The sequence below is a fragment of the Daeguia caeni genome, from assembly GCF_042653845.1.
Classification (GTDB): domain Bacteria; phylum Pseudomonadota; class Alphaproteobacteria; order Rhizobiales; family Rhizobiaceae; genus Brucella; species Brucella caeni.
Genome location: NZ_JBHSEL010000043.1, coordinates 15,410 through 32,078, shown reverse-complemented (window position 1 = coordinate 32,078; position 16,669 = coordinate 15,410). Strand labels below are relative to the sequence as shown.

Below are 16,669 nucleotides of genomic sequence, written 5' to 3'. Positions count from 1 at the left end.
ATAGCCACATCAAAAATTGCAGCCATTCAAACCCAAATAGATGGTAATAACTTGTTAACCAATTTAAAAATAGATGCATGTGTGTGGCTTTTTTGCCATGGTGTTTCCTCAATTGCTGTTCACTAAGCGTCTATTAACCATTAAGGCTGACAATTATAAAAAATTGCAGATTTTGGTACGGTCTAGCAGATTGTCTCAGGCGGGATGACCTGGGATGGCAATAACAGTAAGGCGATACGTTTCGATGAACACAATATCGATCATGCAAAAACGCATTGCGCCAGTATTCGGCCGTATTGCGTCTCGCTTCCAGATCTCCCTTTGCCTTGCTGTTGCGGTTGTTCTCCTTGCTTTCATTCCCGGACAGGCATCGGCTGAAACCCGCTCTCTCAAGCTCTATTATGTCCATACGGGTGAACGCGCGGAAATTCCCTTCAAGAAGAATGGCCGTTTTCTGCCTGAAGGGCTGAAAAGGCTGAATGTGTTCTTGCGCGACTGGCGCCGCAATGAACCTACCAAGATGGATCCGCGTCTGTTTGACCTGATCTGGCAGGTCTATCAGGCAACCGGCTCGCGTGAATATATCACCGTTGTTTCCGCCTACCGTTCCCCGGCAACCAACAACATGCTGCGCTCAACCACACGCGGCGTTGCCAAGCACAGCCAGCATACGCTGGGCCGCGCGATGGACTTTTTCATTCCCGGCGTGCCGCTGGCCAAGCTGCGCGCCATTGGCATGCGCTATCAGATCGGCGGCGTTGGCTATTATCCGCGTTCCGGCTCGCCTTTCGTTCATATGGACGTGGGCAATGTGCGCCACTGGCCGCGCATGAGCCGCAAGGAACTGCTGGCCCTGTTCCCGGATGGCAAGACCGTACATATTCCAACCGACGGCCGTCCGCTGCCAGGTTATGAAGCAGCCCTTGCCATGATTGAAAAACGCAAGTCTGGTGGCAGTGACATCATGATGGCATCCAATGCCTCCAAGCCGCGCAAGAGCAAGACGCTTTTTGCCGCCCTTTTTGGCGGTGGTGCGGATGAGGAAGAAGACAATAATGATGCCAGCACCCCGGCACAACGTCCAGCACGTGCCGTTGCACCAACACGCAGACAGCAGCCTGCCGCGCCTGCTGTAGTCCCTGCCGCACCGGTTGCCCCGGCTGCGCCTGCACCGCAACAGCGTGAGACCATGATTGCAGCCCTGCCTGCGCGTGAAATTCCGGTGCCGCTTGATGCGCCGCGCCCGGAACCTGCCCAGCCGGCAGCAGCAGAAGCAGCCCCGGCATCCGCCGCGCTTGCCATGCAGTCGATCCCGGTTCCGGGCAACAAGCCGGTACAGACTCCGGCGGCACAGGATGCAATTGCACAGATTGTTGCGGCTGATTCCGAACAGCCCGTGGCAGAAGAAGCGCCTGCAACACTGACCGGCTTTGTGCCGATCCCGGCCACCCGTCCTGACCGTGCAGAAGACGCAGCCCCTATGATTGCTGCCGTAATCCCGGCAACGCGTCCTGCGCGTCCGGGTGAAGAACCGGCTGCAACCGGACAGGATGCCATTGCGGCAATTGTCAACGAACATGAAGCCCGGGAAACTGTGGCAGCCGCCAATGCTGCACCGGTTCAGACAGCCGCGCTTGCCAAGCCGGAGGCTGCAGAAGCCCCGGCCCAGAAACTGGCACTGCTGCCAAAGAAGGATGAGATTGGCGCGCTGATTGCCCCGCCTGAAGAGGATGCGTCTGACGCAGCGCCAATGCCGGTTGTGGTCGCGCCGAAGCCTGTCCGCGTTGCAACGGTTGCCCGCAGTGCGCATCACAACAAGCCGCAGCAGGTTGCAGCCCTCGCGCCTTCGTCCAATACGGGCGTTCGCAGCACGGCCAAGAGCAGCCGCTATGCAGCCGTGAAGGCCGCCTATAAGCCGCAGCCTGTGGTTCAGCCTGCCGCACTGCCTGGTTCTGAAATTGCCATGTCAACCGCATCGGTTGCCCGTGTTGTTCCGGTCACCAATCCCATCCTGCGCAACGATGCGCTGCGTGCAGCACCGACCATGGTCTATACCAACGGTTTCCAGCACAATCTGCCAAGCGAAAACGCAAACCAGTTCAAGGGCAAGGCCGTCACCTTCCTGTCGGTGGCAAAGTTCAGCACCACCAACTGACCGGCTTGCGCCTGCAACAATGAAAACGCCGTGTAACTGCAAGGTTACACGGCGTTTTGCCTTTATCCTGCCAAACAATATGCTGTCTGGAAGCGAAAGGCCAGATCAGGATTTGAGCTGAGCGGCCTCGCGTGCGAGCGCGGCAATGCCATCCCAGTCGCCCGCTTCAAGCAGGTTCTTGGGTGCAACCCACGAGCCGCCAACACAGATAACATTCGGCAGGCTCATATAATTGCGGGCATTGGCTGTGCTGACGCCGCCGGTCGGGCAGAAGAAAATGTCCGGAAGCGGTGACGACAGGGCTTTCAGGAAGGGCGCGCCGCCAGCCTGTTCGGCAGGGAAGAATTTCAGATAATGATACCCTTCCTCGCGCAGGGCCAGCATTTCGCCGGGCGTGATGGCTGCGGGCAGGAGAGGGACGTCGCTGTCATTGGCCGCCGCAACGATATGTTTGGTTGCGCCGGGGCTGACGATGAATTTCGCGCCAGCCTTTTCGGCCTTTTCATAGTCCGCCGCGTTCAGAATGGTGCCGGCGCCCACAATTGCCTCTGGCACTTCCTCGGCCACGGCGCGGATGGCATCAAGCGCTGCAGCCGTGCGCAAGGTGATCTCGATCGCAGGCAGACCACCTCTGGCCAGCGCGCGCGCAAGCGGGACGGCATGTTCAATCCTGTCGATCAGCAGAACCGGAATGACCGGCTGCGCTTTCAAAAGCGGGACGAGGAGATCGATTTTTTGCGCCATGGTGTTCTCGATTGCTGCTGTTGGGCCTGAAATGCATTCCGGGCCAGACCGCCCGGCAATGTAATCGATTTAAATGGCTCTGAATGCTTTGTCCACTTTCAGTTTTTCAAGGCAAGACGGCCGATCAGGCAACGGCCTGTTGCCGCGCCGCAAGCCGTGCGCTCCAGCGCGCATGAGCCTCGGCCATCTTGATATCATAACGGTTTCTGGCAAAGGCTGGGCCATTATAGCGTGTGGCAAAGCCGCGCCAGTCACGCTGTTTCAGCGTCCCGATCAGTCCGGCTTTCACGATGAAACGCAGCATCAGCCGCACTTGACCTGCAATGCTGCCGCGCGCTTCGGCGACAAGCTCATCCACGGAGCGATAGCCGAGCCATTGCCAATGCGCGCCCATGACCTGGCCAAGGCCCCATGAGGTTGATTCAAGTGCCGCCTTGCGGCTCACCGCCATGGCGCGCTCAAGCAATTGCCAGCGCAGGGCCTGACTGGCCGGATTGACGACCTTCCCGGCAACGGGAGCGGCAAGGCCTGTCTTGCGGGCGTGGTCGCGCTGGGCACCGCTTAGCCTGCGGTCAAAATAATGGCCCTCAAAGCGGATGGCGGGTTCCTTGCGTCCATTGACATCAAACAGCGCCCGCCCGCCGCTTTCCACTTCGGCGATTGTCAGAAGGCTTGCCGGTTCAAGCTCATGTTCATGCGCTGCTGCGACAAGATCGGCTATGGTCTGACGGTCAAACATGCAACACTCTCCTTCATGCTGTTGCGCCTGAAGGTGATTTTCGGGTCAATGCGCGTGAGGGGGATAATCTTTGTCTTGAATTCAACCCCGCGCGGCATTAGTTGCGTGATAGTTTTCAAGAAAGATCAGACCTATGAGCAATTTGCCGTTTACAGTCGCCGCCCTTTATTGTTTTGCCCGCCTGCCGCAATATGAAAGCCTGCGTGAGCCACTTGCCGGGCTTTGCGAAGAAAATGGCATCAAGGGAACGTTGCTTCTGGCCGCCGAAGGGATCAATGGCACGGTTGCTGGCTCGGCGGAGGGCATTCGCAACCTGGTCAATTACATCACCAGCATTCCGGAACTTGCCAATCCCGAGCTGAAATATTCCTATGCTTCCAAAATGCCGTTTCACCGCATGAAGGTGCGTCTCAAGCGTGAGATTGTCACGATGGGTGTGGAAGGCATTGATCCGCTGAAAAGCGTTGGCACCTATGTTGCGCCAAAGGACTGGAATGCACTGATTGATGACGAAAACACCATCGTTATCGATACGCGCAATGATTATGAATATGCCATTGGCACATTCAAAAAGGCCATTGACCCGAAGACCAAGACCTTCCGCGAATTCCCGCAATGGGTCGAGCAGAATCGCGACAAGCTGGAAGGCAAGAAGATTGCCATGTTCTGCACCGGCGGTATTCGCTGTGAAAAGGCGACTGCCTTCGTCAAGGGCCTCGGCTTTGAAGATGTGTTCCATCTCAAGGGCGGCATCCTGAAATATCTGGAAGAAATTCCGCGTGAGGAAAGCCGCTGGGAAGGGGACTGCTTCGTGTTCGATGAGCGCGTTGCCGTTGGCCATGGCCTGACGGAAAGCGATATCGAGCTTTGCCGCGCCTGCCGCCGTCCGATCAAGCCGGAAGACAAGCTGTCGCAATATTATGAAGAGGGCGTCTCCTGCGCAGCCTGTTATCACGAACGCACGCCGGAAGACCGCGCGCGCTATGCCGAACGCCAGAAGCAGGTCAAACTGGCGCAACTGCGTGGCGGACAAAAACATATCGGCAGCTGACAGCCTGCAATAGTCCCTTGCCGCATCTGGCCTTGAGCGATAAGTTTCCGAGCGGCACATGACGTTCAAGGCGGCTGCGGAGGGGAATTTGGGATGAAGCGTCTGTTATCGGCATTGGCCGTTCTTGCCCTGACCGCCACAATGGCTACCGCTGCAGAAAAGGTGACTGTCTTTGCCGCCGCCAGCATGAAGGATGTCATCGACGAAGCGGCAAGACAGTTTTCTGCCAAGGATGGCACGCAGATCGTTGCCTCCTATGCCGCTTCCTCCGCCCTTGCCAAACAGATCGAGGCCGGCGCGCCGGCGCAGATTTTCATCTCAGCCGACCTCGACTGGATGAGTTATCTTGCAAGGCGCAAGCTGATTGATCCGGCATCGCGCCAGATCATTGCCGGCAATGCCCTGATCATAGCAACCGATCAGGCGATGGCCGACAGCGACGCCAGAACCCTTCTGGATGCTCGCCGCTTTGCCATGGGCGATCCGTCCAATGTGCCGGCTGGCAAATATGGCAAGGCCGCGCTTGAAACGCTTGGGCTCTGGGGTGAGGTCAAAAAAAACGCCGTCTTTACCGAAAATGTCCGCCTTGCCTTGCAATATGTCGTACTGGGTGAGGTCAAGGCAGCTATCGTCTATGCATCTGACCGGATGGCAGCGCCTGAACTGAAAGAAGCCTATCGTTTTCCGGCATCAAGCCATGCGCCGATCCTTTATCCAGCCGCACTGATTGAGAAAAACGCAAGCGATCAGGCGCGCGCCTTCCTTGCCTTCCTGACAGGCCCTGCCGGGCAGGCAATCATCACGGCCAGGGGCTTTATGGGCGCAGCAGAGGCCAAGTCTTGATCATGGATGCAGCCGCATGGTCTATTGTTCTCCTGTCGCTGCGCGTTGCCGCGCTTGCCATTGTTGTTGCGCTGCCCTGTGCCTTTGCCGTGGCCTGGGTTCTGGCGCGGCATGATTTTCCCGGAAAAGCGCTGTTGCAGGCGCTTGTGACCATGCCACTGGTGCTGCCGCCAGTTGCAACCGGCTATATTCTCCTGCTGCTGTTTGGCACCCGCGGCGCACTTGGCGCGCCGTTGCAAGACTGGTTTGGCATAAGTTTCGCCTTTCGCTGGACAGGAGCAGCGCTTGCTGCCGGTGTCATGGCTTTCCCGCTGCTTGTGCGCCCCATCCGCCTTGCCATTGAAAATCTCGACCGCGGCCTTGAGGAAGCAGCCCGCACACTTGGCGCCAATCGGCTGATTGTCCTTGCCACGGTCGTGCTGCCGCCGCTTCTGCCCGGCATTCTGGCAGGTGCCGTTCTGGGTTTTGCCAAGGCGCTTGGCGAATTTGGCGCAACCATTACCTTTGTTTCCAATATTCCCGGCGAAACCCAGACCTTGGCGCTTGCCATCTATGCCCTGCTGCAATCACCATCGGGAGATGCGGCCGCACTGCAACTGATTGCATTTGCAGCGACAATTTCCATTGCAGCCGCTGTCTTGTCGGAATGGCTGCAGCGCCGCCTTGCCGGAGCACAGACATGACAAAACTCCGTGTTTCGCTGAAAGGCGAAAATGGCTCATTTCCGATAGAGGCCGATTTCACGGCAGAAAATGGCACGACCGCGCTTTTTGGCGCCTCCGGTTCTGGCAAGACAACCATTCTGAAAATGATCGCCGGCTTGCTTGGTCCCACAAGCGGCCATATCAGCATTGATGATTTCGTGCTGTTCGACAGCGATAGAGGCATTGATCTTGCCCCGGAAAAGCGGCGCATCGGCTATGTCTTTCAGGATGCGCGGCTGTTTTCCCATTTCAATGTGCGGCGCAATCTCACCTATGCCCGCTGGGCAGGTGGCCGCAAGACGACACGCAATTTCGATGAAGTCGTGCATATTCTGGGGCTGGAAAATCTGCTGGAACGACGACCAGCAACGCTTTCCGGCGGTGAGCGCCAGCGTGTTGCCATTGGCCGTGCGCTTTTGTCTGATCCGGCCTTGCTTCTGCTTGATGAGCCGCTTGCCTCGCTTGATCATGCGCGACGCGCGGAAATTCTGCCCTTCATTGAACGCCTGCGCGATGAAACGCAGCTGCCTATCGTCCATGTCAGCCATGAAATCGATGAGGTGGCGCGGCTTGCCGATCAGATCGTGCTTCTGTCGCAAGGGCACGTGACGGCGGCAGGTGAAGCGGCAGAGATTTTCCCGCTGATTGACCGCGCCAATGCCGGGGCAGGCGCCTTGCTGGAAGCCAAGGTCACACGCTTTGACCAGATTTACGGTCTGGCAGAGATCGATCTTGGCGGCGTGCAGTTTCAGCTTGCCGATATGGCCTTGCGCGAAAACATGACCGTGCGCTTGCGCATCCGCCCGCGCGATATTTCGCTTGCGCGCATGCAGCCGGAATCCATCAGCATACGCAATATCCTGCCGGTGACGATAACGGCGATCAATGCGGGCGAGGGACCGGATGCGCAGATTGCGCTGGATTTTCAGGGACATTATCTCGCAGCACAGATCACGCGGCGTTCTGTCGATGACATGGCGTTGCGGGTTGGGGATAAGGTCTTTGCGCTTGTCAAGGCCGTATCGGTGGAGCGCGCCGCCATACGTCAGATAACCATGCATGCCTTGGCTTCCAAGGAAAGGCAGACACGTTCCAGAGGGGATGAAGAATGACTGATTTGCAGAACTGGACACCACGTCCACGACCGGAAAAGATCGTGCTCGACGGCCGTTATGCCCGGCTTGAGCCGCTGGAGCGCGAAAAACATGGCGCAGACCTCTATGAAGCCTCGACCGTGCCAGATGCGGAAACACGGTTTCAGTGGCTGTTTGACGTGCCGCCAAGATCGCGCGAGGAATTTGATCTGTGGCTCGACAAGGCTGCCGCCAGTGCGGATCCGATGTTCTTTGCCGTCATTGACAAAAAAACCGGCAAGGCTGCCGGCCGGCAGACCTTGATGCGCATTGATCCGGCCCATGGCGTGGTTGAAATCGGCAATATCTATTGGGGGCCGCTGATTGCGCGCACACCGGCTGCAACCGAGGCGCAGTTTCTGTTCATGCAATATGTCTTCGACACGCTCGGCTATCGCCGCTATGAATGGAAATGCAACAACAACAATGCACCGTCCAAACGCGCGGCAGAGCGTTTTGGCTTCACCTTTGAGGGTATTTTCCGTCAGCATATGGTCACCAAGGGCGCCAATCGCGATACGGCCTGGTTTTCCATCATCGACAGCGAATGGCCGGAACTGAAACGCGCCTATCTGCAATGGCTTGCGCCTGAAAATTTTGCCAGCAACGGTCAGCAGATCAGGCGGCTTGAGGAATTTTATCATCGTGGCTGAACAGGAAAAGAAAAACGCGGCCATTGCCGCGGCAATCATATTGATCGGCTTTGGCACGCTGGCCTATTTCCTGCCGTCGGTCATGCTGGCGGTTGGTGCCTATTCAAAACTGCTGGCCATTCTCGTGGCGGCCATTTTTCTGTTTGGCATCTTTGCCGTTTTGTGGCTGCGCTCGCGTTTCCAGAAACGGAATTAGCTCACCAATGCCGCGGACAGAAGCAGCGCCCCCATCAGGGTGATGAACAGGGCGGCGGCAATTTCAATCGCCGCCTTGAGGCGCGAAGACAGCCTGCCGTGGCCGGCAAATTTCAGCACCACATTCTTGGCCGTAACGGCAAGTGTTGCAAGCAGCGCAACGGTGATGAATGTGCCCAAAGCCATGGCGAAGACGGAAAGAATGCCGCCCCAGACAAGGCCATTGAGCAGCGCAAAGGTAAAGACAATCAATGCGCCGGAGCAGGGGCGCAGGCCAACCGCAATGATTGCCGACCAGGCCGTCTTCCAGTCAAACGCATCCTGAAGCAGGCCCGGATCGGCAATATGCGCGCTGCCACAGGCCGCACAGACAGAACCCTCACCAATGAACACATGATCGGCTGCGCCATGGGCAGGCTGATATTTGAGCCGCGCATTTGCCGGGATTGCACTGCGCACAGAGGATGAAGCAGTTCCCTCCCACACCTGCGCGCGTGCGGAAGAGGCTGGGATGGCAGCATTTTCATGGGCTTGCGTGGAAAAAAGCGCAACCACCTTGCGCAACAGCAGCCACAGGCCAAATAGCAGGATCAGGCCGAAACTTGCCACTTCGAGATAATGCGCAAGACTGTTCATGGAAATGCCACTGCCGCGCAACAGCAGATAGGCTCCGCCGACCACCGCAATCGCCACGACTGCCTGCAACAGGGATGAGACAAAAGACAATAGGACACCGCGCTTCAGCGCGGTTTCATTGGCAATCATATAGGAGGAAATCACCGCCTTGCCGTGGCCGGGGCCTGAGGCATGAAATATGCCATAGATGAAGGAAAGTCCCACCAGGATCGAGGCCTTCCACGGATCCTCGCGCATGGCCTTCAGCGCACCGGTCATGGCGAGATAAAAGCTGCGTTGCTGAGCGTTGATCCAGTAAATGAGATGGGCAAAAGGCCCGGTCGGCTGCATTGCCACTTCATTCGCGCCAATGCCCAGCGAGGATTGTGCAGATGCCTGCAAGGCAAGGAGGAAAAGGCAAAGGCCGAGAATAAAGGGGGGGATCTTACGCATCAGCCCATCCTATGCGTCACATTTGATCTCAAGCCGCGTGGCAAAGATTTTCGACATATCCGTTCCGGCCGGATCATTGAAAAAGGCCTCGGTCAATGTCGACTGGTTTTGTGCCAGCGCCTCATCAGGGTCGGGACGCACGACGCTGGTCTTGCAGCCCTTGGGCAGCCCCTGCACGACCAGATCGGCATCCTGCATATAGTCGATGGCCGTATAGAAGGTGGGATCATAGACTCCGAAACTGACCTTGTGGCCGGGGGCAAGCTTCAGCGGCTCTGCGGGCTTGCTGGTGAAGACGACAAGCAGGCGGTTATCGGTAAAAGTTGCCGCCAGATCATCCGGAGGGGCCATTTTCACCGGCTTGCCATCGGCCTCAACCGTCTGAAAATATTTATATTCGGCAATCGATTTATTGATCGTTGTTGCAATCGTTTCAAGTTCCTGTTCATCAAGCTTCAGATCGCCATTCTTGTCGAATTCCATCACGACGGAGGATGAAAACAGTTCATCAAAGCGCCAGACATGGGCAAGCCGCTCCACTGTTCCGTCCGGGGCGATTTTGACTTCAAGCCGTGCTTCGGCAAATATGTGCGGATGCGCACCAGCAAGGGACGGCCCCAGGACAAAGGCCGCCAAGGGCACGGCGCGCAGCATGAGGAAACGGCTTGCGGATTTCATACGGATGTTCCGGTTTGCATGTGATGACTTGCCTGTAAAGCCAGGCAAAATTTCGACAAGCGTCAGGCGGCTGTCGATTTTTCACATTCCTTGAACCAGGCCGCCAAGAAATCCACAAAAACCCTGATTTTCGCTGGCAGATAGCGGCGATGGGGATAGACGGCATATATGCCGCCATCTTTCGGCATATATTCATCAAGGCAGGAAACCAGCTTGCCGCGTTTGATTTCGTCCTCGGCAATGAAGCTTGGCAACATGCAGAAGCCAAGGCCGGCAAGGGCTGCATGCTTGATGGCAACCGGGCTGTTGACCTCAATCGGCCCGCTGACGCCAACCGTCATGATGGAGCCATCGCTGTTGCGGAAAATCCAGTTGTTGCGGGTGCGGCTGTTGGTGTCGATCAGACAGGGCTTGCCGGCAAGCTCTTCCGGCGTATCTGGCTTGCCGACACGGGCAATCAGCTCCGGCGCGCCGCACAGATTAGAATGGAAAGGCGCAAGGCGCTTGGCAATCAGCGATGAATCCTGCAAGCGCGTGATGCGGATTGCCACGTCAAAGCCTTCCTCCACCAGATCGACAAAACGGTCATCGAGGCGCACATCCAGCACGATTTCCGGATGCGCCAGACAGAAATCAATCAGCGATTGCCCGATGACGGCATCGGCAAAGGTGCGCGGCGCGGTGATCTTGATGCGGCCACGCGCATCCGAACTGCTTTCACTGACGGCATCCTGCAGGGCGTCGATCTCGCGGATGATTTCGACCGCACGGTGGTAATAGGTGCGCCCGGCCTCAGTAAGCGAAAATTGTCGCGTGGTGCGGTTGAGCAGGCGCGCGCCCAGCTCATCCTCCAGTTCACGGACATACTTGGAAAGAAGTGCCTTTGAACGGCCAATCTTGCGTGCTGCGGCTGAAAAACCCTCGGCCTCGACCACATCAATATAGGCGCGCATACGGGTGAGTGTGTCCATGGATTAAGACCTGTATTTCAGTTGAAAGATGCGGATCCGCCGCACGACGGAATGATTCGATGGCATAAGCCGTCATCACTGCCGGCTTGATCCCGATTCCGTCCTGGTCAGGCCCTGCCTGCCCATTGCCTCTTCATGAAAGACATCCCGCAACTGCAGGGATGGAAAGAAGAAAACGTTAACCATTGTTCACAACCCATGACATCAACTTGCATGGCAGGTCAAGATCGAAACGGCTCTTTGCAGGATTGTGTCATTTTTGATGAACAATAACAAGAAAGCAAATGCAGCAGCCTGCGTGAAAATAATTATTCCCTGCGCAATATTGTCGTTGAACGGACAGGCATTTGCGCTTATATTCCTCCTGCCCAAAGTCGCACGTGCCTGTGGGTGTCCGCCGAACCTCGAATGGTGAGGAAATCGGTACGGTACCTGGACCTAACCGCTCCAGTCGATCTGATGGCCAACCAGCAGATCGAGGACATCTTGAAGCAACGACGGTGCGGGCCTTTCTGGTGTCTTCCGGCTGTCCAAAAGCCGGGATTACTGAAGAGGCACACCTTCATTGCCGGTAGTGCGGATGCGGTTTTCTCCAAATCCAAGCCAAGGCAGACAAAGCGGACCAATGCTTTAACCAGCGTTGTTCCTTCGCCGCATGAGTATTCGCGTGATTTCAGTGCCTCCAAAGGCTGGATTCACGACGGGTCTGCTTATGCTCACTTTGTCCCTTTCAAAAGCGGCAGGAGATAAGCCGCATGGGAGAACGACCATGGCAACGCAGCGTATCATCGATTTTCTCAACACCCGACGTCCGGATGGACCTTGCCTTGTCGTTGACACGGATGTCGTGCGCGAAAATTATCTGAGCTTTGAAAAGGCCCTGCCTTATTCGCGCATTTTCTATGCGGTGAAAGCCAATCCTGCACCGGAAATCCTGCGTCTGCTGACCTCGCTTGGTTCGTGCTTTGATACGGCATCGGTTGCCGAAATCGAAATGGCGCTCGATGCAGGGGCAACGCCCGACCGCATTTCCTATGGCAATACCATCAAGAAGGAACGCGATATTGCGCGCGCCTATGAACTGGGCATTCGCCTTTATGCTGTTGATTGCGTTGAGGAAGTGGAAAAGATCGCACGCGCTGCCCCGGGCAGCCGCGTCTTCTGCCGCGTGCTCACCGATGGCGCAGGTGCTGAATGGCCGCTGTCGCGCAAGTTCGGCTGCGTTCCTGCCATGGCTGTCGATGTGCTGCGTCATGCCAAGCAGCTTGGCCTTGATGCCTATGGCGTATCGTTCCATGTGGGCTCCCAGCAGACGGATCTGACTGCCTGGGATCGCGCACTTGGCGATGCGGCACAGGTCTTCCGCAGCCTTGCGGAAGAGGGCATCCTGCTGCGCATGGTCAATATGGGCGGCGGTTTCCCGACCCGTTATCTCAAGGATGTGCCGACCGCGCAGGCCTATGGCATGGCGATCTTTGATGCGCTGTCCAAACACTTCGGCAACCGCATTCCGGAAACCATCATTGAGCCGGGCCGCGGCATGGTCGGCAATGCCGGCGTGATCAAGACGGAAGTGGTTCTGGTGTCGAAAAAGGCCGACAATGACAATGTGCGATGGGTCTATCTCGACATTGGCAAATTCGGCGGCCTTGCCGAAACCATGGATGAGGCGATCCGCTATCAGATTGTCACTCCGCATGATGGTGGCGAAACCGAACCTTGCGTTCTGGCCGGTCCGACATGCGACAGCGCGGATGTGATGTATGAAAAGACGCCTTATCCGTTGCCGGTTTCGCTGACCATCGGCGATGAAATTCTCATCGAAGGCACCGGCGCCTATACCACGACCTATGCGTCGGTGGCATTCAACGGTTTCGAGCCGCTGCGCGCCTACGTCATCTGATCACCTGTACCTGCCAGACCTGTGAACACTGTCTGGTGCAGCCGGCACCAGACAGGCATTGGCTTGAGCCTGAATGAACCCAACATTTGATCGAAGCTGCGCGAGCCGCTCGCGCATCGCTTCGCGCCGGGATCAACGCGATGAACGCAATCCTTGACCATCAGACCGACATGACCGGCCTTGCCGCAGGCGGCTTTGCCATTGTTGCCGAACGAAGCGAGCATGTGCCGGCACGAGAGGCGCTGCTTGACCGCGCCATGGGGGAGGGGCGCCGGCGCAAGTCGTCTGAAAAGCTGCGGCGTGGGCGTCTGCCGGCTGAAGGCCTGGTATTTGCAGCCCTTGATGCGGATGGCGCGCTCATCGGCACGGTGCGGCTATGGCATGTGCAGGCAGCCTCTGTCGACGCCCTGCTTCTGGGGCCGCTTGCCGTCGACAGCAGGGTCTCTGGCAAGGGCATCGGCGCTGCGCTGATGCGGCACGCCATTGCCGAAGCAGGCCGGCTTGGCCATGGCGCAATCCTGCTTGTTGGCGACCCGGAATATTATCAGCGCTTCGGCTTTTCAGACGAAAAGACCGGCGCTCTTTCCATGCCCGGCCCTTATGAAAAGCACCGTTTTCTCGCACTGGAGCTGAAGCCCGGACACCTTGATGGAGCAACCGGAATCTTGCGCGCAAGCGGACGCAGGACAGCCAGAATTGCCACGACCGTGCGCAAGATTGCCTGATCATAACAGGCTAACTTATCGCCGCGATCTTGCGATGATGCGCAGGATCGCCAGCAATATGCCAAGCAGCAAGCCAAGAAACAGCCCGCCCAGCATGATGATCAGGCGCTGATCTGTCCTTTCGCCTGCGGCAATGCTTGCCTGTTCCACCATCATGACTTCGATATCCGCCGCATTGAGTGCGGCGGTCTGTTGTTGCGCTTCCTGCAAAAAGGCGCGATAGGCCGCCCGCTTTTGCGCGGCATTATCCTCCAGCACCTGCAAGGCGACGCGATCAGCCGTGCGGTTCTGTTCCTGCGCCTTGTCCTGCTCGATCTGTGCGGCAAGCTGTTGTTCCCGCTCCTGGGCGCGGGCTAGCTCCACCTGCAGGGCGCTGCGCAGGCGCACAAGCTCGGCATTGATGGCACTGCCAAGACTGCTGACTGCGGCTTGCGCCTCAATCACCACCTTGTCCGTGGGCATATGTTCGGTTGACAGGCGGTTCAGTTGCGCACGCGCTTCGCCATAGCGCCGGCGCAATTCGATCAACGCGTCTGACAGGGCAGAATCCGGCACTTCTCCCGCCACGACTGCAGCCGCCGTTGCCCCGACAAGCATTTGCAGCCTGTCGCGCAGATCAGCGTTCACATTCTGCTGTTTGGCGAGCGCAATCTCATTGACGCCAAGCACATTCTCCGTCTTGCCGCCCTCAATGCCATGTGTCGCGCGATAATCGGCCAGGGCCTTTTCTGCCGCTTCGACTTCTTTCAGCAATGCCGCCTGCTTTTCGGCAATGGCCTCCAGGCGCATCTGCTTTGTCTGAAGCTGTGCCGCCTCGACCTCGTGACGCAGGATCGTGCCTATGGCATTGGCAATCTCGACCGATTTCAGGCCGGTGCGGGTCGTGACATCAAGCCGGTAATGATCTCCGTCTGTCGCAGGCCGGACATCAACATGGCCGCGCAGACTGCCGACCAGATCCTGCGGCTTTCCGCTTTTTTCACCCGGTTGCAACAGGCCGGCTAATCCGCTCTGCCGCATGGCTGCGTTGAATTCCGCATCGCGTGCCAGTCCGGTTGCGGCCGCCACCTTGTTGAGCACCTCATCCGACAGGATCATGCGCTCAGGGCTTTGGGTGAGGATTTTGAGATCAATGGCTGGTTTCGTCTTTTCAAGCCGCGGGCCGATATAGAGCTCGGCCGTTGCCGTGATCGGTTGCGGCAGAAAAAGCGCATGGAGCGCAGCAGCAATGCCGCCGAGAAGCGTGGCGGCAAGCACGATCTTGCAAGACGTATGATCATGCGCGCGCAGCCGGAAAGCCGGCCTCTTACGCGCAAAAAAACGGTGCCTGAAAGCCTTCCTGCCTGTCCGGGGCGCGGGCTCCGCCACTGCCTGTTCCGGCTTGACTTCCGGCGCAGACTGTGACGGCTGCGTCTCACCCGGCTTCTCCTCCGTCACCGGCACCCAGGGCGGCACGATTGAGACAGCGGGCCTTGCTTCCTGTTGCGCTTTTGGCCGGGACTGCGAGCGAGCAGAAAATGGCTCCGGACCAAATGGTTCAGGCTTTTCAGAACGGCCAGACACACGGGCATAGGAGAGCAGGGGCTTCCACTCACTAGCCTGACTGCGCTTTTCGAGCTCGCTCATCGCCTGATTACGCCTAACAAAGCGCCAGCCGGAAAGCATGCAGCATTTCGGCAATATGCGCGTGAAATCAAAGGGTTGGAACGCCAGACCGATCACATGGATCAGATGGCCCACCAATCCGGGCAACTTACCCGGAATGATAATATTTCACTTTATCGAACAATTGGTTAAGATGCGGCAATTGCCTCAGATGCGATCCATCAGCGCATACCATGACAGCGCAAGAAAAAGCAGCGGCGCGCGGAACGTGCGCCCGCCGGGAAAAGCCGGGATGCGCAATTCCTCAAACAGCTTCAGCTTGTCGCGCTTGCCTGCAACCGCATCGGCATAAAGCCGGCCCATATAATTGGCCAGCATCACGCCATGGCCGGAATAGCCGCCAGCGGCAATCACGCCGGGCATGACCTCGCGCACAAAAGGCTGGCGCGGCATGGTGATGCCGACCGAACCGCCCCAGGCATGGGTGATTTCGATATTGGCAAGTTCCGGATAGATTTCCGCAATCTGGCGGCGGATATGGATGGTGATATCGCGCGGATTGTCGGCTGTATAGGCTTCGCGTCCGCCAAAGAGCAGACGCCCATCCTTGCTGCGCCGGAAATAGCGCACGACAAAGCGGGAATCGTCCACCGACTCACCGCCCGGAATGACCCGACTGTCGTCGTCCAATGGCACGGTTGCGCCAATGAATGAGCGGATCGGCATGACATGGGCGGCACTGGTTGCCTCAAGATTGCCGCCATAGGCATTGACCGCAATCAGCGCGTGGCGCGCGGTGATCGTGCCCTGAGCCGTCTCGACCTCGATGCGCCCGCTTGCCGTGCTGATTTTCGTGGCCTTGCTGTTTTCGTAAATCGCAGCCCCTGCCGCCTTGGCCGCTTTACCCAGACCAATCAGCAGTTTCAGCGGATGAATATGGCCAGTGCCGCCATCATAAGTACCGCCATAATAGCGCTCAGTTCCCACCAGTTCGATTGCTTCCGCCCTGTCGATGAAACGCAGATGCTTGTAGCCGAAGCGGGTGTTCATCAGCTCGACATGGCGCTGATAATCCTTCAGATAACGCGGCTTGTGCGCAACCGAGATCTGCCCCGGCATGTATTCCATGTCGATCTGATGCTGTTCGGCAAAGGCGATGAGATGTGCCTTGGCTTCCTCCGCCAGTTCAAACAGCGCCTTGGCGCGTTCAAAACCATACTGGCTTTCCAGATCCTCTGCCCAGCTGCGCTGGCCCGTGCCGAACTGTCCGCCATTGCGGCCGGATGCGCCGTCGCCAAGCCGAGCCGCTTCCAGCAGAATGACGTCCGCCCCCTGACTGGCCAGATGGTAGGCGGCCGACAGACCCGTATAGCCGCCGCCAATGATGACGACATCGGCCGGCCTGGAACCGTCCAGCTCCGGATAGGTTGGACGATCGGCAACACTTGCCTCATACCAGGAGAAACCGGGCGAAATCGGGCTTTGATAGGGCATGATGAACC

At 57.7% G+C, this 16,669-nt stretch carries 16 protein-coding genes; 9 read left to right on the top strand and 7 right to left on the bottom strand.

Annotation, left to right across the window (positions count from 1 at the left end):
- The first annotated feature begins 244 nt into the window (after positions 1–244).
- Positions 245–2,155, top strand: coding sequence for a peptidoglycan L,D-endopeptidase MepK (locus tag ACFO1V_RS04740; protein WP_374831390.1), 1,911 nt, complete (start codon positions 245–247; stop codon positions 2,153–2,155).
- Positions 2,156–2,260: 105 nt separating this feature from the next.
- On the opposite strand, the gene ACFO1V_RS04735 is transcribed toward ACFO1V_RS04740, so the two are convergent.
- The gene (locus ACFO1V_RS04735) at positions 2,261–2,899 is read right to left on the bottom strand and encodes a 2-dehydro-3-deoxy-phosphogluconate aldolase (RefSeq protein WP_374831392.1); all 639 of its coding nucleotides are present in this window, start codon (positions 2,897–2,899) and stop codon (positions 2,261–2,263) included.
- Positions 2,900–3,023: 124 nt separating this feature from the next.
- Positions 3,024–3,638, bottom strand: a complete 615-nt coding sequence (locus ACFO1V_RS04730; protein ID WP_374831394.1) for an N-acetylmuramidase family protein — start codon at positions 3,636–3,638, stop codon at positions 3,024–3,026.
- A gap of 133 nt (positions 3,639–3,771) precedes the next feature.
- Between ACFO1V_RS04730 and trhO the strand changes: the two genes are divergently transcribed.
- From trhO to ACFO1V_RS04700, 6 genes are all read left to right on the top strand, one after another.
- Positions 3,772–4,689, top strand: coding sequence for an oxygen-dependent tRNA uridine(34) hydroxylase TrhO (gene trhO / locus ACFO1V_RS04725; RefSeq protein ID WP_374831396.1), 918 nt, complete (start codon positions 3,772–3,774; stop codon positions 4,687–4,689).
- Positions 4,690–4,782: 93 nt separating this feature from the next.
- The gene (modA, locus tag ACFO1V_RS04720; protein ID WP_374831398.1) at positions 4,783–5,532 is read left to right on the top strand and encodes a molybdate ABC transporter substrate-binding protein; all 750 of its coding nucleotides are present in this window, start codon (positions 4,783–4,785) and stop codon (positions 5,530–5,532) included.
- Positions 5,533–5,534: 2 nt separating this feature from the next.
- The gene (gene modB / locus ACFO1V_RS04715; RefSeq protein WP_374831442.1) at positions 5,535–6,215 is read left to right on the top strand and encodes a molybdate ABC transporter permease subunit; all 681 of its coding nucleotides are present in this window, start codon (positions 5,535–5,537) and stop codon (positions 6,213–6,215) included.
- On the top strand, positions 6,212–7,348 hold the full coding sequence (modC, locus tag ACFO1V_RS04710; protein ID WP_374831400.1) for a molybdenum ABC transporter ATP-binding protein: 1,137 nt from the start codon (positions 6,212–6,214) through the stop codon (positions 7,346–7,348). The genes modB and modC overlap by 4 nt, the downstream gene beginning before the upstream one ends.
- Positions 7,345–8,022 (top strand): GNAT family N-acetyltransferase, encoded by a 678-nt coding sequence (locus ACFO1V_RS04705; RefSeq protein ID WP_374831402.1) that lies wholly within the window; start codon positions 7,345–7,347, stop codon positions 8,020–8,022. Before modC ends, ACFO1V_RS04705 begins: the two co-directional genes overlap by 4 nt.
- On the top strand, positions 8,009–8,218 hold the full coding sequence (locus tag ACFO1V_RS04700; RefSeq protein ID WP_374831444.1) for a hypothetical protein: 210 nt from the start codon (positions 8,009–8,011) through the stop codon (positions 8,216–8,218). Before ACFO1V_RS04705 ends, ACFO1V_RS04700 begins: the two co-directional genes overlap by 14 nt.
- Here ACFO1V_RS04700 and ACFO1V_RS04695 read toward each other — a convergent pair.
- The 3 genes from ACFO1V_RS04695 to ACFO1V_RS04685 all read right to left on the bottom strand — a co-directional run bounded on the left by ACFO1V_RS04695 (position 8,215) and on the right by ACFO1V_RS04685 (position 10,934).
- Positions 8,215–9,285, bottom strand: a complete 1,071-nt coding sequence (locus ACFO1V_RS04695) for a nickel/cobalt transporter (RefSeq protein WP_374831404.1) — start codon at positions 9,283–9,285, stop codon at positions 8,215–8,217. The genes ACFO1V_RS04700 and ACFO1V_RS04695 overlap by 4 nt on opposite strands.
- 9 nt (positions 9,286–9,294) lie before the next feature.
- Positions 9,295–9,963, bottom strand: coding sequence for a DUF1007 family protein (locus ACFO1V_RS04690; RefSeq protein WP_374831406.1), 669 nt, complete (start codon positions 9,961–9,963; stop codon positions 9,295–9,297).
- A 62-nt stretch (positions 9,964–10,025) separates the two neighbouring features.
- Positions 10,026–10,934 (bottom strand): LysR family transcriptional regulator, encoded by a 909-nt coding sequence (locus ACFO1V_RS04685; protein WP_374831408.1) that lies wholly within the window; start codon positions 10,932–10,934, stop codon positions 10,026–10,028.
- Between the two features lie 769 nt (positions 10,935–11,703).
- Between ACFO1V_RS04685 and odc2 the strand changes: the two genes are divergently transcribed.
- Complete coding sequence (gene odc2, locus ACFO1V_RS04680; protein ID WP_374831410.1) at positions 11,704–12,837, top strand: ornithine/lysine decarboxylase; 1,134 nt, start codon at positions 11,704–11,706, stop codon at positions 12,835–12,837.
- A gap of 140 nt (positions 12,838–12,977) precedes the next feature.
- The gene (locus tag ACFO1V_RS04675) at positions 12,978–13,562 is read left to right on the top strand and encodes a GNAT family N-acetyltransferase (protein WP_374831412.1); all 585 of its coding nucleotides are present in this window, start codon (positions 12,978–12,980) and stop codon (positions 13,560–13,562) included.
- Between the two features lie 15 nt (positions 13,563–13,577).
- Here ACFO1V_RS04675 and ACFO1V_RS04670 read toward each other — a convergent pair whose 3' ends face one another.
- Both ACFO1V_RS04670 and ACFO1V_RS04665 read right to left on the bottom strand, forming a co-directional pair.
- Entirely contained in the window at positions 13,578–15,188 is a 1,611-nt protein-coding gene (locus ACFO1V_RS04670) for a GumC domain-containing protein (RefSeq protein WP_374831414.1), read from the bottom strand.
- A 186-nt stretch (positions 15,189–15,374) separates the two neighbouring features.
- Positions 15,375–16,661: an NAD(P)/FAD-dependent oxidoreductase gene (locus ACFO1V_RS04665; RefSeq protein WP_374831446.1), complete on the bottom strand. Its 1,287-nt coding sequence runs from the start codon at positions 16,659–16,661 to the stop codon at positions 15,375–15,377.
- Positions 16,662–16,669: the final 8 nt, after the last annotated feature.